Source organism: Brevundimonas sp. SL161, from assembly GCF_049896985.1.
Classification (GTDB): Bacteria; Pseudomonadota; Alphaproteobacteria; order Caulobacterales; family Caulobacteraceae; genus Brevundimonas.
In genome coordinates, this window is record NZ_JAFCVJ010000001.1 from 284,373 (window position 1) to 304,629 (window position 20,257).

The following is a 20,257-nucleotide window of genomic DNA, read 5'->3' on the forward strand; positions in this document are numbered from 1 at the left end:
TCATGGCCGCCGTTCAGGAAACCATCGACGCCGTCGCCGCGCTGGAGAAGTACGAGCATGGCTTCACCTCGGACATCGAAACCGAGTTCGCCCCGCGCGGGCTGAACGCCGACATCGTCCGCTTCATCTCCGAGAAGAAGGGCGAGCCGGAGTGGATGCTGGAATGGCGTCTGGCCGCCTATGAGCGCTGGCTGGCGATGGAGGAGCCGACCTGGTCGTCGGTGAAATACACGCCGGTCGATTACCAGTCGCTGTTCTACTACGCCGCCCCCAAAAAGAAGGACGGTCCCAAGTCGCTGGACGAGGTCGATCCGGAAATCCTCGAGATCTACAAGAAGCTGGGCATTCCGCTGAAGGAGCAGGAGGTGCTGGCCGGCGTCGAAGGGGCTCCGCGATACGCCGTGGACGCCGTGTTCGACAGTGTCAGCGTGGTCACCACCTTCAAGGCCGAGCTGGCCAAGGTCGGGGTGATTTTCATGCCGATTTCCGAGGCCTTGCGGGAATATCCCGAACTGGTGCGTCAGTATCTGGGATCGGTCGTGCCGGTCTCGGACAACTATTTCGCGGCGCTGAACAGCGCAGTCTTCTCCGACGGATCGTTCGTCTACATCCCGCCGGGCGTGAAATGCCCGATGGAGCTGTCGACCTATTTCCGCATCAATGCGAGCCAGACCGGCCAGTTCGAACGCACCCTGATCATCGCCGACAAGGGCAGCTACTGCTCCTATCTGGAGGGTTGCACGGCCCCGATGCGCGACGAGAACCAGCTGCATGCGGCGGTGGTCGAGCTGGTCGCGCTGGACGACGCCGAGATCAAATATTCGACGGTCCAGAACTGGTACCCCGGCGACGCGGAAGGGCGGGGGGGCATCTACAACTTCGTCACCAAGCGCGCCGACTGCCGCGGGGACCGCTCGAAGGTCAGCTGGACCCAGGTCGAGACCGGCTCGGCCGTGACGTGGAAATATCCGTCCTGCATCCTAAAGGGCGAGGAGAGCTCGGGCGAATTCTATTCGATCGCTATCACCAACGGACATCAGCAGGCCGACACCGGCACCAAGATGATCCATCTGGGCAAGAATTCGAAGTCGCGGATCATCGCCAAGGCGGTTTCGGCGGGCAAGTCGGACTCCACCTATCGCGGTCTGGTCTCGGTGCATCCCAAGGCGACGGGGGTGCGCAACTTCACCCAGTGCGACAGCCTGCTGATCGGCGGCGACTGCGGCTCGCACACCGTGCCCTATATCGAGGCCCGCAACGGCTCGGCCCAGCTGGAGCATGAGGCGACGACGACGCGCCTGTCCGACGACCAGCTGTTTTATGCCCAGCAGCGCGGTCTGTCGCAGGAGGAGGCCGTGGCCCTTCTGGTCAACGGCTTCGTCCGGGACGTGATGCAGAAACTGCCGATGGAGTTCGCCGTGGAAGCCCAGAAGCTGGTGGCGATCAGCCTTGAAGGCTCGGTCGGGTAAGACAAAGAAAAACAATGCTCAAGATTAATAACCTCCACGTCTCGATCGGCGACAAGCCGATCCTCAAGGGGCTGATGCTCGACGTTCCGGCGGGCGAGGTGCACGCCATCATGGGGCCGAACGGGGCCGGCAAGTCGACGCTCGGCTATGCCCTCTCGGGACGGCCCGGCTATGAGGCCATTGAGGGCTCGGTCGAATGGCGGGGCGAGAGCCTGCTCGACTTCGACCCGGCCGAACGGGCGGCCAGGGGCGTCTTCCTGTCGTTCCAGTATCCGATCGAGATTCCCGGCGTTCCCGCCCTGACCTTCGTGCGCACGGCGCTGAACGCCCAGAAGCGGGCGCGGGGCGAAGAAGAAGTGTCGGCTCCCGCCTTCCTGAAACAGGTCAAGGCGGCGTCGGCAGCGCTGAAGATGGATTTCGACATGCTCAAGCGGCCGCTGAACGTCGGCTTCTCGGGCGGCGAGAAGAAGCGGATGGAGATCCTGCAGATGGCCCTGCTGGAGCCGTCGCTGCTGATCCTGGACGAGACCGATTCCGGCCTCGACATCGACGCCCTGCGGATCGTGTCTGAGGGGGTCAACGCCCTGCGCTCGCCCGACCGCGCCATGCTGGTCATCACCCACTACCAGCGGCTGCTCGATTATATCAAACCCGACCGGGTCCACGTGTTGGCCGCTGGTCGCATCGTGGCCTCGGGCGGCCCGGAACTGGCGCACCAGCTGGAGGCGGAAGGGTACGACAAATACCTGCCGCAGGCCGCTTGACCGTCCTGCACAAGATCGACCTCACCGACGCCGCGACCTTCCCCTCACGGCGGGAGGAGGCCTGGAAATACAGCGACCTGCGCCGCTATCTGCGCGAGGCCCCTGAACCCTCGCCGACCACGGCGATCGGCCCGCCCGGACCCTTCTACGACCTCGGCGGCGAGGCGATCGTCTTCGCCAACGGCCGGGCGGTGGGCGTCACCGACTTCATCGCCTCGGGCGACCAGACCCTGCGTCTGCGCTTTATCTCGCAGGCCACGGAGACCGGCCACACCGCCTCCGCGCGGGTCGTGGCGCGGCCGGGCGCTAGGCTCCTGCTGCTGGAGACGCACGAGGGTTCGGGATCGGCCTATGTCGCCCACAACCGCCTCGACATCGATGTTGCCGGCGGGGCGGAGGTCACGCGGATCGTCCTGGTCGACGAGCCCCATGATGCGATCTCCCTGACCGAGATCGACGTCCGCGTGGCGCCGGGCGGCGTCTATCGCCAGACGACGATGACCGGTGGGGCGAAGCTGCAGCGCCAGGAGACCCGGCTGATGCACGGGGGAGAGGGGGCAGAAGTCCAGATTGATGGCCTCTATGCCCTGTCCGGCGAGCGGCACACCGACCTGACCAGCGTGGTGCGTCACCACGGCCTGAACGGCGTCACCTCGCAGCTGACCAAGGGCGTCGTGCGCGACACCGCGCGCGGCGTGTTCCAGGGCAAGATCGTCGTCGAGCGCGGCGCCGACGGCACCGATGCGAGGATGGGCCACCATGCCCTGATCCTGGGCGAACGGGCCGAGGTCGACGCCAAGCCGGAGCTCGAAATCTACGCCGACGACGTGCAGTGCGCCCACGGCAATACGATCGGCAATCTGGACGAAAGCGCCCTGTTCTACATGCAGTCGCGCGGCATTCCGGCGGACGAGGCGAGAGCCCTTCTGACCCAGGCCTTCCTGTTCGAGGTCGTCGACCGCATCGCCCACGAAGGCGCGAGAGAGGTGGTGAGGTCATGGCTGACGGCACGACTGTAGTCACCCGTTTCGACCCCTACGCCGCCCGGGCCCAATTCCCGATCCTGTCGCGGAAGGTGAACGGCAAGCCTCTGGTCTATCTGGACTCGGCCGCCTCGGCGCAGAAGCCGCGCGCGGTGATTGACGCCCTGACGGCGGCGATGGAGGGGAGCTATTCCAATGTCCACCGCGGCCTGCACACCCTGGCCAACGAGACGACCGAAGCCTTTGAAGCTGCGCGCGAGACCGTCGCGCGGTTCCTGAATGCCGAGACCCCCGACCAGATCGTCTGGACCAAGGGCGGCACCGAGGCTTTCAACCTGGTCGCGGCGGGGCTGGCGCAGAGCCTGAATCCCGGCGACGAGATCGTCACCACCCAGATGGAGCACCACGCCAACATCGTGCCCTGGTCGATGCTGCGCGACCGGCTGGGCGTCGTGCTGAAATGGGCGCCAGTGCTGGACGACGGGTCGCTGGACATGACGGGTCTGGCGGCTCTGATCGGGCCGAGGACGAAGCTGGTCGCCGTGACCCATATGTCCAACGTGCTGGGCACGGTGAACGACGTGAAGGCCGTCGCCGACCTGGCCCATGCGGCGGGCGCTCTGGTGCTGGTCGACGGCTGCCAGGGGGCGGTGCATTGCAGTCCCGACGTCCAGGCGCTGGACTGCGACTTCTACGTCTTCACCGGCCACAAGCTGTACGGCCCGACCGGTATCGGCGGGTTGTACGGCAAGCGCGCCGCTCTGGAGGCCCTGCCGCCGTATCAGGGCGGGGGCGAGATGATCGCCACCGTCACCGAGGATGCGGTGACCTATGCCGGCATTCCGCACAGGTTCGAGGCGGGCACCCCGCCGATCCTTGAGGTCATCGGTCTGGGAGCCGCGCTGGAGTGGATCATGGCCTTCGACCGCGCGGCGATCGCCGCTCATGAACGGGCCCTCTACGACCATGTCGTCGCCCGCCTGTCCGGCCTGGACTGGCTGCGGATCATCGGCGAGGCTCCGGGCAAGGGCGCCATCCTGACCTTCACGGTGGAAGGGGCGCACGCCCACGACGTGGCCCAGATCCTGGACCGGTACGGCGTCGCCGTGCGGGCCGGTGTCCATTGCGCCGAGCCACTGTCGAGGCGATTTGGCATCACGTCGAGCGCGCGGGCCAGCTTCGCCCTATATAACACCACAGAGGATGCAGATGCCTTCGTGGACGCGCTGATCAAGGCGCGGGAGTTCTTTGTGTGAGCGAGATGGACGGACAGATCAGCAGCAGCGACGCCTTCGCCGAGACCTGGGCGGAACCGCAGACGGCCGCCCTGCCCCAGGCCGAACTGGATCGGCTGACCGATGCGCTGATCGCAGCGCTGAAGACGGTCTATGATCCGGAAATCCCGGTCGACATCTATGAGCTGGGCCTGATCTACAAGGTCGACCTCTCGGACGACCGCGACGTGTTGATCGACATGACCCTGACGGCGCCCGGCTGCCCGGTGGCCGGGGAGATGCCCGGCTGGATCGAGGACGCGGTGATGAAGGTCGAGGGCATCAAGTCGGCGCGCGCCAACCTGGTGTTCGACCCGCCGTGGGATTCCTCCAAGATGAGCGACGAGGCCAAGCTGGCCTTGAACATGTTCTGAGGTGACGCGATGACCGACTTCGAGACATCGTCATCCTCCGGCCTGACCGGGGGACGCCCGCGTCGCCCGCGCCCCAAGGTCGTGACGTTGACCGACGCCGCCGCAGAGCGGGTGCGCGAGATCATGGCCAATGTAGAGAAGAGCTACATCGGCCTTCGCGTCGGGGTTAAGAACGGCGGCTGCGCCGGACAGGAATACACCTTCGCCTATGCGGAGGAGATCGGCCCGATGGACGAGGTCGTCGAGGACAGGGGCGTCACCATTCTGGTTGAGCCCAAGGCCATCCTGTTCCTGATCGGGTCCGAGATCGACTACGAGGCGACCAGGCTGGCGTCCAAATTCGTGTTCCGCAATCCGAACCAGACCGACGCCTGCGGCTGCGGTGAAAGCGTCACCATCATCCCGGCCGCGGCGCTCGAGACCGACTGACATGATCCGGCTTGAAGGCGTGACCAAGCGCTATCGCAGCGCGGCGGGCGTGCGCGTGGCGCTGGACGCCGTCGACCTGTCTGTCGCCAGGGGTCAGGTGTTCGGGGTGGTCGGACGCTCCGGGGCCGGCAAGTCGACCCTGATCCGCACCATCAACCGGCTGGAGACCCCGGACGCGGGCAAGGTCTTCGTCGGCGATCAGGAGATCACGGCGATGAAGCCGGCCGAGCTGCGCGCCGCGCGCCGGCGGATCGGCATGATTTTCCAGCATTTCAACCTGCTGAACGCCAGGACCATCGCCGAGAACGTCGCCTTCCCCCTTCAGCTCGAAGGCCGTCCGGCCGCCGAGATCGAGCGGCGGACCGCGGAGTTGCTGGACCAGCTCGGCCTGGCGGAGCACGCGAAGAAGTATCCCGCCCAGCTGTCCGGCGGCCAGAAGCAGCGCGTCGGCATCGCCCGCGCCCTAGCCTGCGGACCCGACGTCCTGCTGTGCGACGAGGCGACCAGCGCGCTCGACCCGGAGACGACCGACGAGATTCTCGGCCTGCTCGACGGGCTCAACCGCGACCTCGGCCTGACCATCGTCCTGATCACCCACCAGATGGAGGTCGTGCGTCGCGTCTGCGACCGGGTCGCCGTGCTCAAGGACGGACGGCTGGTGGAGGAGGGGGGGACGGCCGATGTCTTCCTGCACCCGAAGTCACCGGTGACCCGCGCCATGCTGGCCGAAGGCGAAGGCGGCGAGACCCATGACGCCTCGGTCGTTCCCGCCGGCGGGCGGCTGGCCAGACTGACCTTCCGGGGCGGTTCGACCTACGCGCCCGAACTCAGCCGTGTGGCGCGCACGACGGGCGTCGACTATTCGATCCTCTCCGGCCGCATCAGCCGCATCCGGGGCGAGCCCTATGGCCAGATGGTCGTGGCGTTCACGGGGGGTGACGCGGACGCCGCTGTGGCCCAGCTCACCGGACGCGGCGTCGTGGTGGAGGCGTTGTGATGGAGTTCTTCGTTAACATCGACTGGCCCGAAATCCTGCGGGCGACGCGCGACACGCTTCTGATGCTGGGCGGGGCCATGGTCCTGACCGTGGTGTTCGGGGTCCCTTTGGGCGTGCTGCTCTACCTGTCCGGCAAGGGACGGCTGGCGGCCAATCCCGTGCTGAACGGTCTGCTGTCTCTGGTGGTCAACATCCTGAGGTCGGTGCCCTTCATCATCCTGCTGATCGTCATGCTGCCGGTGACGGTGCTTCTGGTTGGGACGTCGCTGGGCGTCGCGGGCGCCATTCCTCCCCTGGTCGTCGGAGCCGCCCCCTTCTATGCGCGGCTGGTCGAGACGGCCCTGCGCGAGGTCGACAAGGGCGTGGTCGAGGCGACCCAGGCCATGGGCGGGTCGACGTTCCAGATTGTCACCCGCGCCCTGCTGCCCGAGGCCATGCCCGGTATTATCGCAGGCGCCACGGTCACGGCGATCGCGCTCGTCAGCTACACGGCGATGGCGGGCGTGGTCGGCGCGGGCGGCCTCGGCGACCTGGCGATCCGGTTCGGCTATCAGCGCTTCCAGACCGATGTCATGGTGGTGACCGTAGTTCTGCTGCTGGTGCTCGTACAAATTCTGCAGATGATCGGCGACCGGTTGGTCGCTAGGGTCTCGCACCGCTGATTTCAGACTGAGAGACTTCCATGCTTCGACGCTCCCTGATCCTCGCCGCTGCCGCGCTGGCCCTGGCCGCCTGCGGACAGGGGGTGGAAAAGGCCGCCGACGGATCGGCGCCGCTGATCGTGGGTGCCACGGCCGTACCGCACGCCGAGATTCTCGAGTTCATCAAGCCGACTCTGGCGGCTGAAGGGGTCCCGATAGAAATCAAGGTCTTCAATGACTATGTTCAGCCGAACACCCAGCTGTCCGAGCGTCGCATCGACGCCAACTACTTCCAGACCAAGCCCTATCTCGACGAGTTCAACGCCGCCCGGGGTGCGAATCTGATCACCGTGGCGGGCGTGCATGTCGAGCCGCTTGGAGCCTACTCACGCCGCTTCAAGACGCTGGCCGAACTGCCGAACGGGGCCGATGTGGCGGTCCCGAACGATGCGTCCTCGATCGGGCGCGCCCTGATCCTTCTGCAGACGGCGGGGCTGATCCGCCTGAAAGACCCGACCAACCCGCTTCAGAGCGTGCGGGACATCGCCGAAAATCCGGGGAACCTGCGGTTTCGCGAGCTTGAATCAGCGACCCTTCCGCGCGTGCTGGACCAGGTCGACCTGGCGGTGATCAATACCAACTATGCGCTGGACGCCGGTCTGAAGCCGAAGACCGACGCCCTGGCGCTGGAAGGCGGTGACAGCCCCTATGTGAACTATCTGGTCGCCCGGCCGGACAATCAGAATGACCCGCGCATCCAGGCTTTGGCGCGGGCGCTGCGCAGCCAGGCGGTCAAGGACTTCATCGCCCGGAAATACGACGGTGCAGTCGTCCCGGCGGCCTGACGCATGGCCTACGACCCCGAGTTCGGCGAATGGGTGCGCGAGCATTTCGCAGGGCTTGGGCCGCTGGAGATCAAGCGGATGTTCGGCGCCGGGGCCGTCTATGCCCACGACCTGATCTTCGCCCTGCTGGACGACGGGACGGTCTGGCTCAAGGCCGACGAGATCAACGAACCGCTGTTGCAGGCGGCCGGGTCGCGCCAGTTCACCTATCCGACCAAGGACGGCGAGACAATGAGCATGGCCTACTGGTCCTTGCCCGAGACGGCGCTCGACGACCCGGACGAGGCCGTCGACTGGGCGCGCCGGTCGATCGACTCGGCGCTGCGCAAGGCGGCGGCGAAGAAGCCTCGAAAAGCCAAGCCTAGGCCGTAGCGGCCGCCTTGGCAGCGCGGGCGGCTTCGTCAGGGGCAAGCACGCGAACGTTCTGGATGACCGGCCCTCCACGCGCCTCTGCGATCAGTTCGGCGGTGCGGTTCTCGACCACAGCTTCCAGTCGCGCGAGGAATTCGTCCTTGCCCAAACCCGTCGGAATGGGGTCGAGGAACTCAAGGGTCGCCGTGCCCGGGTGTTTCTCATAGGCCTCCTGCGGCCAGAACAGGCCGAGGTTGGAGGCCAGGGGCACAACCGGCATGTCGAAGTCGCGGTACAGGTGCCAGACGCCGGAGCGATAGCGGAACTTCTCGCCGACCTTCGCCAGATTGCCCTCTGGATAGATCAGGATCTTGCGGCCCTCGGCATGGGCCGTCGCGCCGCTCTGCTTGAGCGAATCCCGGGCTTCGCGGCCGCCGCAGTTGTTGACGACGATGGCGCCGAGCTTGCGCAGGACAGTTCCCAGCAGCGGGAACTTCTCGAGGTGGTCGCCCGTGACAAAGGCCAGGTCATCGAACTGGTCATAGGTGGCGAAGCCGTCGCCCCAGCTCTGATGTTTCGAGGCGATGATGAAGGCGCCGGCGGGCAGACGTTCTCGGCCGCGCACCTCGATCCGGATTCCGGCAAGGATCCACATGGCCTGCACCATGCGCTTCACATAGCGGCGGATCACCCAGGTGGCGGCGTTCCGGCCGGGGGCGAGCGCGGCGAAGGCGGCGGTCAGGCCGTAGCCGATCGACAGGAACCAGTAGGCGATGTTGAACGCAAAGTTTCGCATGCGATCAGCCTGCCAGAGTGTGTTGATCAGGTTCACCCGATTGGCGTCTGACCTTGATCGGTTTGATCAGGCCGCCTGTTCCAGCCGCTCGCCGTTGGTGACCTTGTTCCGGCCGGTGCGTTTTGAGGCGTAGAGGGCCTCGTCGGCGCGGTCGAGCAGGGAGGAGCCGGTCTCGCCGGGGCGACGCTGGGCGACGCCGGCCGAGATGGTCACGGCGCCGAGCTCGTCGTTGGTCGAGCGACGGCGCAGCGCCCGGGTGCCGACCTCCTCGCGCATCGTGTTGAGCACGGCCTCGACGATGGAGGCGCTCTCCGACGGGAAGATGATGGCGAATTCTTCGCCGCCGTAGCGGGCGGCGACGCGGGGCGCCTTGGAGACGCGGCCAATGACGCTGGCGACGTAGCGAAGGACCTGGTCGCCGGTCTGGTGGCCCCAGGTGTCGTTGAACCGCTTGAAGTGGTCGATGTCGATGACGGCGAGGCTGAGCGTCTGACGCTTGTTTTCGGCCTCGTCGCAGGCCCGCAGCAGTTCCTCGTCGAAGGCCTTGCGGTTGGCCAGGTTCGTGAGCGCGTCCGTCATGGCGTCGCGGCGGACCTGTTCCAGATGTTCGCGCAGACGGGCGACTTCCTTGGTGGAGCTTTCCAGACGCTTTTCGAGGGTGGCGTTCTCGGCCTGGACCTGGGTCGTCGCCGAAGTCAGTTTGGACACGACGCCGAGCAGGGCGGTCGGCTCGGACGCGCCTTCCAGATGGGCGGAGGCGCCGGCCAGGGTTTCGCCATAGGCAGCCTGCGACCTCTGGGCCTTGGCGATGGCCTCCGAGACGGTCGACAGTTCGCGGTTCAGCACGGCGCCTGCGTCGCGGATTTCCTCGGAGAGGCGGCCGCGGGGCAGGTATTCGGCGGCCAGCATCTCGGCCGTACCTTCGGTGAAGGCGTCGCCTGCCGCCAGCAGCCGCGTCATCTCCTGGCCGAGCGCGCCGCCTGGATCGCCGAGGTAGTGAAGCCAGAGTTCGAAATTGAGCGGGGTCGGCCACACGCCGGCACGCTCCATCTCCTCGACCGCCTTGCGGGCGAGGCAGAAGGCTTCTGGCCCCCGGAGCGTAGTCTGCACCTGTGTGGACATTCTGTTTTCCCGACCGCCGTTCTTTTTTGACGCTCTACGGTCAGAACTCTAGGCTGGCGTTCCGTAACACCGGGTTAAGCGAGGCCGTCAAATCGGCGAACCCCGCTCAGAAATCAACCTTTACGAGAAGTCGAGCGACGCAGAAACGCAGGGATGTCTCCCCCGAAACCGGCGCCTTCGCGGGCCGGCGGCGCATCGCCTTCGGTCCGGCCGCCGGGACGGCGATCGGCCTGACGCAGGCGGGGTTCGGCGGCAGCGACGGGCCTGGCGGCTTCTTCCGTCACGACGGGCGCCGAGACCACTTCGGCGGGCGCGATCTCGGCCTGAGCGGCTTCGACGGGCTTGCTGGAGCGGCGGCTGCGGGTACGGCGGGCGGGCGGCGCGGTTTCACCTTCGGGCGAAGCTGCTGCGGGCGCGGAGGCGGGAGCCGCTACAGCGACCTCAACCTCGGGCACGGGCTCGGGCGCTGGACGTTCGCCACGGCTGCGGCCCCGGGCGGGACGGCCTTCCGCGCGCTCGGCGGGGCGAGCCGGCGCCGGGCGACCTTCCGACCGGCGAGCGCCGCCCAGGTTGGACCAATCGATATCCAGCACCAGTTCTTCAGGCTGCATCTTGATCAGCTTCATGACCTTGTCGAGCGACTTGTCGTCGGCCGGGGTCACGATCATGAAGGCCTGACCCGTCTTGCCCGCGCGGCCGGTGCGGCCGATGCGGTGGACGTAGTCGTCGGCGTGGTGCGAGACGTCGTAGTTGAAAACGTGGCTGACGTCGGGAATGTCCAGCCCGCGCGCGGCGACGTCGGACGCGACAAGGATCTTCAGCGCTCCGGACCGGAAGTCCGCCAGGGTCCTGGTGCGCAGCGACTGATCCAGGTCGCCGTGGATCGGGGCGGCGTCGAAACCGTGCTGCTTCAGCGACTTGGCGACGACGTCGACTTCGGACTTCCGGTTGCAGAAGACGATGCCGTTCTTGACGTCCGCACGCTCCATCAGGGCCCGCAGCGCCGCGCGCTTGGCCTTGGGATCCGCCGACGGGATGCGGACCAGATACTGGGTGATGGTCTCGGCCGTCATGGCCGGGCGCGAGGCCTCGATCCGGGTCGGGTCCTTGAGGAAGGCCTGGGTCAGACGGGTGATCTCGGGCGGCATGGTGGCCGAGAAGAACAGGGTCTGGCGCTTGGGCGGCGTCAGTTTGAAGATGCGCTCGATGTCGGGGATGAAGCCCATGTCGAGCATCCGGTCGGCTTCATCGACGACCATGAGCTCGACGCCGTTCAGCATCATCTTGCCGCGTTCGAACAGGTCGAGCAGGCGCCCGGGCGTGGCGATCAGGACGTCGACGCCCTTGTTCAGGGCCGCGACCTGGTCGCCCATGGAGACGCCGCCGATCAGCAGCACCCAAGAAAGCTTGGTGCCCTTGGCGTATTTCTCGAAGCTCATCGCGACCTGGTCGGCCAGCTCGCGGGTCGGAGCCAGGACCAGGGCGCGGGGCATGCGGGCCCGCGCGCGTCCCTTGGACAGGCGCTCGATGAGGGGAAGGGTGAATGCGGCGGTCTTGCCGGTGCCGGTCTGGGCGATGCCGAGAACGTCGCGGCCGGCGAGGGCGACAGGAATGGCCTGGGCCTGGATCGGGGTGGCGATCGTATAGCCGGTGTCGATGACGGCTTGCAGGGTTGTGGGCGAGAGGCCCAGCTGGGAGAATTCGGTCATGCGTCCTTAGGACTAAGGCCCGGTCGCCAGGGGCGCCGGGTTGGGACTGTTCGACCGATGCGAGACGGATCGATCGAGGAGGGCCGCGCCATCGGTGGCGAGGCGGGGAATACGCGGAACCACCCTGTCTCTTGGGCGAGCGGGTGGCGCGGTAAGCCAGTCCTGTCCCGAACGTGGGCCGGATATAGAAGCCCCCTCGCCAGAGTCAAGTATTCGCGGGCCAAGGCGCCGCTTGGCAATTCGTGAACGAACGGTAATAATCGACCATGGGGATTAGAATGCCGCGTGAGGGTAGGGCATGAGGAAATGGATCGGCGCCTTGGCGCTGGCGGCGGCCGTGATGGCCCCGATCACGGCCTCGGCCGAGATTGACGAGACCTTCGGCAACACCGTCCTGTCGCGCTATCCGGACGGCGGCTGGGTCAAGCACTGGTTCAATCAGGACGGTTCCTATTCCGCTGAATCCTCCGACGGTCGCCGGCTGGCGGCCCGCTGGCGCGTTGAGGGCGAGCGCATCTGTCTGAATGGCATCCGGCCCTCGTTCATGATGATCTCGCGCTTCTGTTCTCCGTTGATCGAGGCCAGCCTTGGCCAGAGTTGGGTGTCGCGCGATCCGCTGGGCCGGCGGGTGACCAACGTCCTGCAGCCGGGGCGATAGGCAACCCGAGGGTCCTCCCTCGGAGAGACGAATAATAAAACCCGGGCAATATTGACGTTACTATTTCGTCCGGGTAAATCCTCTCCCGCGCATCCGAGTTTGCCGGATCTTGGAGGAGAATGGCGATGCAACAGGATCTGACCCAAGGGTCCATCTCCGGGAAACTGGTGGGGATGGCCGGGTTCATCGGCATCGGTCTGGTGTTCCAGACCCTGTATTTCATCATCGACCTGTATTTCGTCGCCGGACTGGGCGCGGCGGCGATCGCCGGCGTCGGTCTGGCGGGGAACGCCTTCTTCCTCAGTCTCGCGCTCGCGCAGATGGTGGGCGTCGGCGCCCTGTCGCTGATCGCGCGGTCGCTCGGGGCCAGGGATTTCGCCGCCTCGGAGGGGGTCTATCGCCAGGCGATGATCCTGTCGCTCGGGCTCGGCGCCCTGACCCTGATCGCCGGCTATCTGCTGGCCGAGCCGGCGCTGGCGACGATTGCGGCGGACGCGGAGACGACGGCCATGGGCAAGGCCTATCTGTTCGGCTTCCTGCCGGCCCTGGCACTGAGCTTCCCGACCAACGCCATGGGATCGGCGCTGCGGGCAGCGGGCGTGGCGCGGCCGACCATGTTGCTGCAGACGGCCTCGGTGCTGCTGAACGCGGCGCTGGCGCCTGTGCTGATCGCGGGCTGGGGCACGGGAATTCCGCTCGGCGTGTTCGGCGCCGGTCTGGCCGGTTCGATCGCGGCCCTGTTCGGCTTTCTGGGCATGCTGTTCGTGTTCGGCCGGTCCCAGACCCTGATTGCACATCCGCTGAAACTGCCGAGGCCGGACTGGAGCGTGTGTCGCCGGATCGTCGGCATCGGCCTGCCGACCGCCGGCGAGTTCCTGCTGATGTTCGTCATCACCGCCGTCGTCTATGGCGTCATCCGTCAGTTCGGCAGCGAGGCCCAGGCCGGTTATGGCGTCGGCGCGCGGGTGATGCAGTCGATCTTCCTGCCGGCCATGGCGGTGTCGTTCGCCGTGGCGCCGGTCGCGGGCCAGAACTTCGGCGCAGGCCGCGCAGATCGCGTCCGGCGCACGGTGCGGGATGCGGCGGTGATCTCATCGGGGTTGATGCTGGTGCTGACGCTGATCTGTCAGGTCTGGCCGCACGCCATGATCGCGGTCTTCGCCCATGATCCGGCGGTCATCGATGTCGGGGCCATGTTCCTGAGGATCGCCTCGATCAACTTCCTGGCGACGGGGCTGATCTTCGTGGCGTCCGGGACTTTCCAGGCGCTGGGCGACACGCGGCCGGCGCTGTGGGGGAGCTTCAGCCGGCTGGCGACCTTCGCGATCCCGGCGATCTGGCTGTCGGGGCAGCCTTGGGCCAAGCTTGAATACATCTGGTGGCTATCGGCGACCTCGGTGGCGATCCACTGCCTGGTAGCGCTATGGTTCCTGCGCGGCCAGCTGAAGCTCAAGCTGGCGGGCCTGACGCCGCGCGGTGCCGTCGCCTAGACGTCGAGATCGGCTTTCGCGAATTGCGCATTGTCCTGGATGAAGCGGAACCGGGCGTCGGCTTTCTTGCCCATCAGCCGCTCGACCAGGTCCTCGATGTCGTCCTCGGATTCCGGGACGGTGACGCGGGCGAGGGTGCGCTTCTTCGGATCCATGGTGGTCTCCTTGAGCTGGGAGGCCATCATCTCGCCGAGACCCTTGAACCGGCCGATCTCTGTCTTCTTGCCCTTGAACACGGTGGCGATCAGCTCGTCGCGGTGGGCGTCGTCGCGGGCGTATTCCGACAGCGGCCCGGCGCTGATCCGGTAGAGCGGGGGCAGGGCCATGAAGAGGCGGCCCTGGCGGATAACCTCGGGCATCGAGCGATAGAAGAAGGTGATCAGAAGCGCCGCGATATGGGCGCCGTCGACGTCGGCGTCGGTCATGATCACCACCCGCTCGTAGCGCAGGGTGTCGATGTCGAAACGCGGGCCGGGGGTGACGCCGAGTGCGAGCGTGAGGTCCGACAGCTCGATGTTCTGGCGCAGCTTGTCGGCGGTGGCCGAGGCGACGTTCAGGATCTTGCCGCGCAGGGGCAGGATCGCCTGGGTCTGGCGGTCGCGCGCCTGTTTGGCCGAGCCGCCGGCCGAATCGCCCTCGACGATGAACAGTTCGGTGCCATTGGCGGACTGGCGGCTGCAGTCCGACAGCTTGCCGGGCAGCCGCAGCTTGCGGGTGGCCTGGGCGCGCTGGACCTCCTTGTCCTTGCGACGGCGCAGCCGGTCCTCGGCCCGCTCGATGATGAAGCCGAGCAGGATGTTGGCCTGTTTCGGATTCTCGGTCAGCCAGTGGTCCAGGGGGTCGCGCAGCAGGGCCTCGACCAGGCGTTGGCCCTCGGCGGAGGACAGGCGGTCCTTGGTCTGGCCCTGGAACTCGGGGTTCCTGATGAAGACGCTGATCAGGGCGCCGGCATTGGCGGTGACGTCCTCGGCCGTGATCTGGGTGGCCCGCTTTTCGTTGGTCAGTTCGCCATAGGATTTCAGGCCCCGGACCAGGGCGGCGCGCAGGCCGGCCTCGTGGGTGCCGCCGTCGGGGGTCGAGACGGTGTTGCAGTAGGACTGGACGAAGCCGTCGGCCTCGCCAAAGCCGATCGGCGACCAGGTCACGGCCCATTCGACGGCACCTGTCTCGCCCTTGCGTTCGACGCGGCCCGAGAAGGCCGGGGTGACCGTGTCCAGCTCGCCGATCCGCTCGGCCAGGGCGTCGGCCAGCCCGTTGGGGAAATGGAAGGTGGCGGTCTCTGGCGTCGCGTCGATGATCCGTTCGGGCGCGCAGGTCCATTTGATCTCCACGCCGCGGAACAGATAGGCCTTGGACCGGGCCATGCGGAACAGGCGGGCGGGCTTGAAGGCCGCGCCGACGCCGAAGATTTCCGGGTCCGGATGGAAGCGGATCAGGGTGCCCTTCTTCTTCGACGGCTGCAGCTGCTGGATGGGTCCGAGCGGGATGCCGCGCGAGAAGGACTGTTTCCACTCGAAGCCGTCGCGCCAGACGGTGACGTCGAGAATATCGGACAGGGCGTTGACGACCGAGACGCCGACGCCATGCAAACCGCCTGAAGTTTCATAGGCCTTGCCGGAGAACTTGCCGCCCGAGTGGAGGACGGTCATGACCACTTCCAGGGCCGACTTGCCCGGATGTTTCGGGTGGGGATCGACCGGGATGCCCCGTCCGTCGTCGAACACCGACAGGATGCCGTCCGCGTCGAGATCGACCTTGATGATCTTGGCGTGCTTGGCGACCGCCTCGTCCATCGCGTTGTCGAGGACTTCCGCGAACAGGTGGTGCAGGGCCCGCTCGTCGGTGCCGCCGATATACATGCCGGGGCGTTTGCGGACCGGCTCCAGCCCTTCCAGCACCTCGATCGACGAGGCGGAGTAGCTGCCGGGGACGTGAGGCTGGACGGCTTGCGCAGGCGCTGCGGCCTGCAGCTTCAGGGCCGGTTCCGGGGCGGGCGCGGGTGCGCGTTCCGCAGCCGCCGGCTTCGGCGCTTCGGGCATGTCATCGAACAGGGACGGGACGGTGGACGCGGGCATGAGCAGAGTGTGCGGCGATTCGGGGAGCCGTCTGGTAGGCCCGTGACCTCGCCGTAGCAAGCGGCGCGCGGACGCGATCGGGCTCGAACGCCAGGGCGCGCGCCAGGATGGCCAGCAGCAGGGTCCAGGGCAGGTTGGCGTGGCTGAGCAACACGCTCTCCGACAGGCTCAGCAGCAGGAAGACCAGCAGATAGCCGACGGCCCAATAGCCTTCGCGGGCGCCCGAGCCCGGGATACGGAAGACGGTGACGACCGTAGCGATGGCGACGGTGATGCCGACCGTGATCGCGCCCGGCCAGCCGAGCTGGATCAGCAGATCGATCCAGCCGTTGTGCGCCGACGGCACGGGCCACTGGGTCTCGGCGCGGATGAAGGCGGCGGGCACCGAATCCTTGCCCCAGAAAGCCTGGTAGCCGAAGCCGGTCCACGGCCGTTCGGAGACCTCCCGCATCAGGGCGGCCCAGATGTCGGTCCGGCCGGTCAGGGAGGGGTCCTTGCCCAGCGCCTGAAGCACCATGGCCGGGTCGGTGATGAAGACATAGGCCCCGCTCGCCGTCAGGACGACGCCGAACCAGACGGCGACGATGGAGAAGGCTGCGCCGCCGCGCTTCATGGCCCAAAGGCCTCCAACCGCGCCGACGCCGAGCATCAGGCAGAGGAGGGAGGTCTTGGACTGGGTCGCCAGCACCAGAAGCGTGGTGATGGCCAGGGTGATGGCGGGCAGCAGTCGTCGCTGATCCGCAGAGGCGAGACAGGCGGCGGCGGCCACGGCCCCGGCCGACATGACCAGCCCCATCTGGTTCTTCTCGTACCAGAGGCCGCGCCACAGGCCGGCGTTCTCGATCTGGTGCACGCCGATGGTCGGGTTGGCGAAGACCATGACGAGACTGCCCAGCCCCATGATCAGCGAGGCCAGCATCAGCATGCGCGGCAGGTGGCGGCCGGTGAAGGCGACGCCGAGATAGATGGCGAAGGCGCTGGAGATGGCCATGGCGATGACCCGCCTCTGGGTCACACCCGGATCGATGGACCACCATTTCGAGGCGAAGGCCTGAAGCACCAGCACCGCCAGGATCAGCCACGCCGGCCAGGCGCGCACGAGGACCGCCGGACGCAGGGCGATCAGGCCCGCGATGACGGCATAGACCGGCAGCCAGACGAGACGCAGGATCGGCGTCTCCACCTGTGTCGGGGCGAACACCGGGCCGATGAAGGCCTGGGTCAGCATCATGATCACGACGATAGCCGCCCCCTGTTCCCACAGGGGCGGGCCGGGGTCGGTCAGGTCAGGGGATTCGCCAGGCAGTCGCACGACCCGCAGGGTCGGCCATCGCCGCTAACGAACCGTTAGCCTCACCAGCGCGCCAGAAGGGCGTCGAGGCGGGCAACGGCAGCCGGGTCGCCCGCCCGCGTCGCGCGCAATTCCCGCCCCTCCGCCAGCAGTTCGTCGCCGCAGCGGAGTTCGTCCATGCGGGCGTTGATGGCGCGATCCTGTTCGGAGTTGTCGCCGCCGAACTCGCTGCCGAGGAAGTCGCAGCGCACCCCGCGCCACATCACGGCCTCGACGGGGTCCGAGGGCTCGACGTTGACCGCCAGATAGCGCTCCTGTTCCGCCGCCCAGGCCGCATCGATGGCAGGCTGGGCTGCGGGGGCCGGCGCGGCGGCCGCCGCAGGTTCGGCAGGGGGCGCCGGTTCGGCGACGGGTTTGCAGGCCGCGAGGACGAGGCCGGCGAGGCCGATGGCGATGATCCGGGACATGGCTAGCCCTCCCCAGGCTATTGAATAGTCACTGTGATTGGAAAGCGGAGCCGGGGAAAGGGCGTGCTGGACGAAACCGCTCCGGCGCGACCCTCGCCGTCTTGGCCGCACTGGCGACGCTGACTGAAAAGACTGCCTAGTCGCCCGCCCTCTCCACGAAGGTGTCGATGACCTTCTTCTCGCCGGCCTTTTCGAACTCGACGGTCAGCTTGTTGCCCTCGACAATCCGCACCGAGCCGTAGCCGAATTTCTGGTGGAAGACGCGCTGGCCCTTGGTGAAGCCCGAGCCCGACTTCGGGTCGGCGGTCGCCACCGGCCGGCCTTCGCCTTCGATGACCGTATTGCGGGCGGGGCGTGCGCCGGGGGCTCTGGACGCGGTGACCGCCTGGGCCCGCTGCCAGCCCGGAGAGGTGTAGCCGGCGCCGAAGGTGGGGGCGTCATCCCAGCGGGATTTGGCCTCTTTCATCCCGGTCGAGGCGCCGTAGTAGCCAGTGTCGCTTTCGGCCTCGACGTGGGCGATAGGCAGTTCGTCGACGAAGCGGCTGGGCAGTTGCGAGGTCCAGCGGCCGTAGACCAGCCGGTTCGCGGCGAACGAAATTCGCGCATCCTGTTTGGCGCGGGTGACGCCGACGTAGGCGAGGCGACGCTCTTCCTCGAGGCCCTTCTCGCCTTTTTCGTCGATGCTGCGCTGGGACGGGAAGACGCCTTCCTCCCAGCCCGGCAGGAAGACCAGCGGGAACTCCAGCCCCTTGGCGCCGTGCAGGGTCATGATCTGCACCGCGTCCGACGACGGGCCGCGATCGAGGTCCATTACGAGGGAGACGTGTTCGAGATAGGCGCCGAGCGTCTCGAACGACTGCATCGCCTGGGTCAGTTCCTTGAGGTTGTCGAGGCGGGTCGGGCCGGTCACTCGGTCGGCCTTTTGCATGTCGGTGTAGCCGCTCTCTTCCAGCACGGTTTCGTTCAGCAGCCAGTGGCGGGTGTCGGCGGCCAGGGTACGCCAGCGGTCGAGGTCGCGCACGAAGGTCGACAGGGCCGTGCGCGTGCGGGCCTGAAGCTCGTCGGAGCCGATCAGCTCACGCACGGCGGTCATGGCCGAGACGCCGCGATGACGGGCGATCTGGAGGATCTTCTGGACCGAGGTTTCGCCAATGCCGCGCTTGGGCACATTGACGATCCGTTCGAACGCCAGGTCGTCGTCCTCGGACTGGATCAGGCGCAGATAGGCGTGGGCGTCGCGGATCTCGGCGCGCTCGAAGAAGCGCGGCCCGCCGATCACCGTATAGGGGATGGCCAGGAGGACGAACCGTTCCTCGAAGGCACGCATCTGAAACGACGCCCGAACAAGGACGGCCATGTCTTTGTATTTCAAGCCATCGCGTTTGGCGGTCTCGATCTCGTCGGCGATCAGCCGGCTCTCGGCCTCGCCGTCCCAGACGCCGCGCACCCGGACCTTGTCGCCCGTCTGGTCCTCCGTCCACAGGGTCTTGCCCAGCCGGTCGCGGTTGGCCGCGATCAGGCCGGACGCGGCCCCGAGGATATGGCTCGTCGAGCGATAGTTGCGCTCCAGCTTGACGATCTTGGCGCCGGGGAAGTCCTTTTCGAACCTGAGGATGTTGTCGACTTCTGCGCCACGCCATCCGTAGATCGACTGGTCGTCGTCGCCGACGCAGCAGACATTGCCGGTCGAGGCCGTCAGCAGCCGCAGCCACAGATACTGGGCGACGTTGGTGTCCTGATACTCGTCGACCAGGATGTAGCGGAAACGATTTCGATAGTCTTCTGCGATATCCGCGTGTTGAGACAGAATAGTAAGGTTGTGAAGCAGCAGATCGCCGAAGTCGCAGGCGTTCAATGTGGCCAGTCGCGACTGGTAGGCGGCGTAGAGGGCCTGGCCCTTGCCGTTGGCGAAATCCTCGCCGGCGGGCAGCTGATCGGGCCTCCAGCCGCGGTTCTTCCAGTGGTCGATCAGGCCGGCCAGGGACTTGGGCGTCCAGCGCTTGGTGTCGATGTTGGCGCCCTCGAGCAGCTGTTTCAGCAGCCGCTCCTGATCGTCGGTGTCCAGGATGGTGAAGGTCGACTTCAGTCCTACCAGTTCGGCATGGCGGCGCAGGATCTGGGCCGCAACCGAGTGGAAGGTGCCGAGCCAGCGCAGGCCCTCGGCCGACGGACCGATCAGATGGGTGATTCGCTCGCGCATCTCGCGCGCGGCCTTGTTGGTGAAGGTGACGACCAGCAGCTCCCACGGACGGGCGTGGCCGGTGGCGAGGATATGGGCCAGACGGGTGGTCAGGACCCGGGTCTTGCCGGTGCCGGCGCCAGCGAGGACTAGGACAGGCCCCTCGGTCGTCTCGACGGCCTCGCGCTGTTCGGGGTTCAGGCCGCTGAGATAGTCCGGCGTCTCATGTGCCACGCCTCCGGGACCGCGCGAGCGGGCCAGGTCGGAGATGCGCGGCCCGGACACTGGAGGATTGGGCAGGGAATCGGTCAAACAGAGGCACTCGGGAGCGATGCGGGATTCG

The 20,257-nt window shown here is 66.9% G+C and carries 19 protein-coding genes; 12 read left to right on the forward strand and 7 right to left on the reverse strand.

The window, feature by feature from the left end:
* Window positions 1-2: 2 nt before the first annotated feature.
* Genes sufB through ACP7AU_RS01425 form a run of 10 tightly spaced genes read left to right on the forward strand, consistent with a single transcriptional unit; the run spans window position 3 to window position 8,148 of the window.
* Complete coding sequence (gene sufB, locus ACP7AU_RS01380; RefSeq protein ID WP_426050280.1) at window positions 3-1,469, forward strand: Fe-S cluster assembly protein SufB; 1,467 nt, start codon at window positions 3-5, stop codon at window positions 1,467-1,469.
* A gap of 14 nt (window positions 1,470-1,483) precedes the next feature.
* Window positions 1,484-2,233 carry a Fe-S cluster assembly ATPase SufC gene (sufC, locus tag ACP7AU_RS01385; RefSeq protein ID WP_426035443.1) on the forward strand — a complete coding sequence of 250 codons (750 nt, stop codon included), beginning with the start codon at window positions 1,484-1,486 and terminating at the stop codon, window positions 2,231-2,233.
* On the forward strand, window positions 2,230-3,252 hold the full coding sequence (sufD, locus tag ACP7AU_RS01390) for a Fe-S cluster assembly protein SufD (RefSeq protein ID WP_426050281.1): 1,023 nt from the start codon (window positions 2,230-2,232) through the stop codon (window positions 3,250-3,252). The genes sufC and sufD overlap by 4 nt, the downstream gene beginning before the upstream one ends.
* Window positions 3,231-4,472 carry an aminotransferase class V-fold PLP-dependent enzyme gene (locus ACP7AU_RS01395; RefSeq protein ID WP_426035447.1) on the forward strand — a complete coding sequence of 414 codons (1,242 nt, stop codon included), beginning with the start codon at window positions 3,231-3,233 and terminating at the stop codon, window positions 4,470-4,472. The genes sufD and ACP7AU_RS01395 overlap by 22 nt, the downstream gene beginning before the upstream one ends.
* Before the next feature lie 5 nt (window positions 4,473-4,477).
* Window positions 4,478-4,864 carry an SUF system Fe-S cluster assembly protein gene (locus tag ACP7AU_RS01400; protein ID WP_303695925.1) on the forward strand — a complete coding sequence of 129 codons (387 nt, stop codon included), beginning with the start codon at window positions 4,478-4,480 and terminating at the stop codon, window positions 4,862-4,864.
* 9 nt (window positions 4,865-4,873) lie between these two features.
* A complete protein-coding gene (locus ACP7AU_RS01405) occupies window positions 4,874-5,293 on the forward strand; it encodes a HesB/IscA family protein (protein ID WP_426050282.1) in 420 nt (139 codons plus the stop codon).
* Between the two features lies 1 nt (window position 5,294).
* The gene (locus tag ACP7AU_RS01410) at window positions 5,295-6,290 is read left to right on the forward strand and encodes a methionine ABC transporter ATP-binding protein (RefSeq protein WP_426050283.1); all 996 of its coding nucleotides are present in this window, start codon (window positions 5,295-5,297) and stop codon (window positions 6,288-6,290) included.
* Window positions 6,290-6,952: a methionine ABC transporter permease gene (locus ACP7AU_RS01415; RefSeq protein ID WP_426035453.1), complete on the forward strand. Its 663-nt coding sequence runs from the start codon at window positions 6,290-6,292 to the stop codon at window positions 6,950-6,952. The genes ACP7AU_RS01410 and ACP7AU_RS01415 overlap by 1 nt, the downstream gene beginning before the upstream one ends.
* Before the next feature lie 20 nt (window positions 6,953-6,972).
* Window positions 6,973-7,776, forward strand: a complete 804-nt coding sequence (locus tag ACP7AU_RS01420; RefSeq protein WP_426050284.1) for a MetQ/NlpA family ABC transporter substrate-binding protein — start codon at window positions 6,973-6,975, stop codon at window positions 7,774-7,776.
* 3 nt (window positions 7,777-7,779) lie between these two features.
* On the forward strand, window positions 7,780-8,148 hold the full coding sequence (locus tag ACP7AU_RS01425; protein WP_426035457.1) for a TfoX/Sxy family protein: 369 nt from the start codon (window positions 7,780-7,782) through the stop codon (window positions 8,146-8,148).
* Here ACP7AU_RS01425 and ACP7AU_RS01430 read toward each other — a convergent pair.
* The 3 genes from ACP7AU_RS01430 to ACP7AU_RS01440 form a co-directional block, all read right to left on the reverse strand.
* Window positions 8,138-8,923 (reverse strand): lysophospholipid acyltransferase family protein, encoded by a 786-nt coding sequence (locus ACP7AU_RS01430; RefSeq protein ID WP_426035459.1) that lies wholly within the window; start codon window positions 8,921-8,923, stop codon window positions 8,138-8,140. The genes ACP7AU_RS01425 and ACP7AU_RS01430 overlap by 11 nt on opposite strands.
* Before the next feature lie 66 nt (window positions 8,924-8,989).
* Complete coding sequence (locus ACP7AU_RS01435) at window positions 8,990-10,045, reverse strand: GGDEF domain-containing protein (protein WP_426035461.1); 1,056 nt, start codon at window positions 10,043-10,045, stop codon at window positions 8,990-8,992.
* Between the two features lie 113 nt (window positions 10,046-10,158).
* Window positions 10,159-11,754, reverse strand: coding sequence for a DEAD/DEAH box helicase (locus tag ACP7AU_RS01440; protein WP_426050285.1), 1,596 nt, complete (start codon window positions 11,752-11,754; stop codon window positions 10,159-10,161).
* A 298-nt stretch (window positions 11,755-12,052) separates the two neighbouring features.
* On the opposite strand from ACP7AU_RS01440, the gene ACP7AU_RS01445 reads away from it, so the two are divergent.
* Window positions 12,053-12,412 (forward strand): hypothetical protein, encoded by a 360-nt coding sequence (locus tag ACP7AU_RS01445; protein ID WP_426050286.1) that lies wholly within the window; start codon window positions 12,053-12,055, stop codon window positions 12,410-12,412.
* A gap of 125 nt (window positions 12,413-12,537) precedes the next feature.
* Entirely contained in the window at window positions 12,538-13,902 is a 1,365-nt protein-coding gene (locus ACP7AU_RS01450; RefSeq protein ID WP_426050287.1) for an MATE family efflux transporter, read from the forward strand.
* Here the strand turns inward: ACP7AU_RS01450 and parE are convergent.
* From parE to ACP7AU_RS01470, 4 genes are all read right to left on the reverse strand, one after another.
* Complete coding sequence (parE, locus tag ACP7AU_RS01455; protein WP_426035469.1) at window positions 13,899-15,977, reverse strand: DNA topoisomerase IV subunit B; 2,079 nt, start codon at window positions 15,975-15,977, stop codon at window positions 13,899-13,901. The genes ACP7AU_RS01450 and parE overlap by 4 nt on opposite strands.
* On the reverse strand, window positions 15,943-17,289 hold the full coding sequence (locus ACP7AU_RS01460; RefSeq protein WP_426050288.1) for an O-antigen ligase family protein: 1,347 nt from the start codon (window positions 17,287-17,289) through the stop codon (window positions 15,943-15,945). Before ACP7AU_RS01460 ends, parE begins: the two co-directional genes overlap by 35 nt.
* Window positions 17,290-17,330: 41 nt before the next feature.
* On the reverse strand, window positions 17,331-17,735 hold the full coding sequence (locus ACP7AU_RS01465) for a hypothetical protein (protein WP_426050289.1): 405 nt from the start codon (window positions 17,733-17,735) through the stop codon (window positions 17,331-17,333).
* 136 nt (window positions 17,736-17,871) lie between these two features.
* A complete protein-coding gene (locus tag ACP7AU_RS01470) occupies window positions 17,872-20,247 on the reverse strand; it encodes a UvrD-helicase domain-containing protein (protein ID WP_426050420.1) in 2,376 nt (791 codons plus the stop codon).
* Window positions 20,248-20,257 lie beyond the last annotated feature (10 nt).

Bases quoted from the DNA above. Each gene is read 5' to 3' on its own strand.
- sufB (WP_426050280.1), top strand. From the start codon at position 3: ATGGCCGCCGTTCAGGAAACCATCGACGCCGTCGCCGCGCTGGAGAAG.
- sufC (WP_426035443.1), top strand. From the start codon at position 1,484: ATGCTCAAGATTAATAACCTCCACGTCTCGATCGGCGACAAGCCGATC.
- ACP7AU_RS01395 (WP_426035447.1), top strand. From the start codon at position 3,231: ATGGCTGACGGCACGACTGTAGTCACCCGTTTCGACCCCTACGCCGCC.
- ACP7AU_RS01400 (WP_303695925.1), top strand. From the start codon at position 4,478: ATGGACGGACAGATCAGCAGCAGCGACGCCTTCGCCGAGACCTGGGCG.
- ACP7AU_RS01405 (WP_426050282.1), top strand. From the start codon at position 4,874: ATGACCGACTTCGAGACATCGTCATCCTCCGGCCTGACCGGGGGACGC.
- ACP7AU_RS01410 (WP_426050283.1), top strand. From the start codon at position 5,295: ATGATCCGGCTTGAAGGCGTGACCAAGCGCTATCGCAGCGCGGCGGGC.
- ACP7AU_RS01415 (WP_426035453.1), top strand. From the start codon at position 6,290: ATGGAGTTCTTCGTTAACATCGACTGGCCCGAAATCCTGCGGGCGACG.
- ACP7AU_RS01420 (WP_426050284.1), top strand. From the start codon at position 6,973: ATGCTTCGACGCTCCCTGATCCTCGCCGCTGCCGCGCTGGCCCTGGCC.
- ACP7AU_RS01425 (WP_426035457.1), top strand. From the start codon at position 7,780: ATGGCCTACGACCCCGAGTTCGGCGAATGGGTGCGCGAGCATTTCGCA.
- ACP7AU_RS01430 (WP_426035459.1), bottom strand. From the start codon at position 8,923: ATGCGAAACTTTGCGTTCAACATCGCCTACTGGTTCCTGTCGATCGGC.
- ACP7AU_RS01435 (WP_426035461.1), bottom strand. From the start codon at position 10,045: ATGTCCACACAGGTGCAGACTACGCTCCGGGGGCCAGAAGCCTTCTGC.
- ACP7AU_RS01440 (WP_426050285.1), bottom strand. From the start codon at position 11,754: ATGACCGAATTCTCCCAGCTGGGCCTCTCGCCCACAACCCTGCAAGCC.
- ACP7AU_RS01445 (WP_426050286.1), top strand. From the start codon at position 12,053: ATGAGGAAATGGATCGGCGCCTTGGCGCTGGCGGCGGCCGTGATGGCC.
- ACP7AU_RS01450 (WP_426050287.1), top strand. From the start codon at position 12,538: ATGCAACAGGATCTGACCCAAGGGTCCATCTCCGGGAAACTGGTGGGG.
- parE (WP_426035469.1), bottom strand. From the start codon at position 15,977: ATGCCCGCGTCCACCGTCCCGTCCCTGTTCGATGACATGCCCGAAGCG.
- ACP7AU_RS01465 (WP_426050289.1), bottom strand. From the start codon at position 17,735: ATGTCCCGGATCATCGCCATCGGCCTCGCCGGCCTCGTCCTCGCGGCC.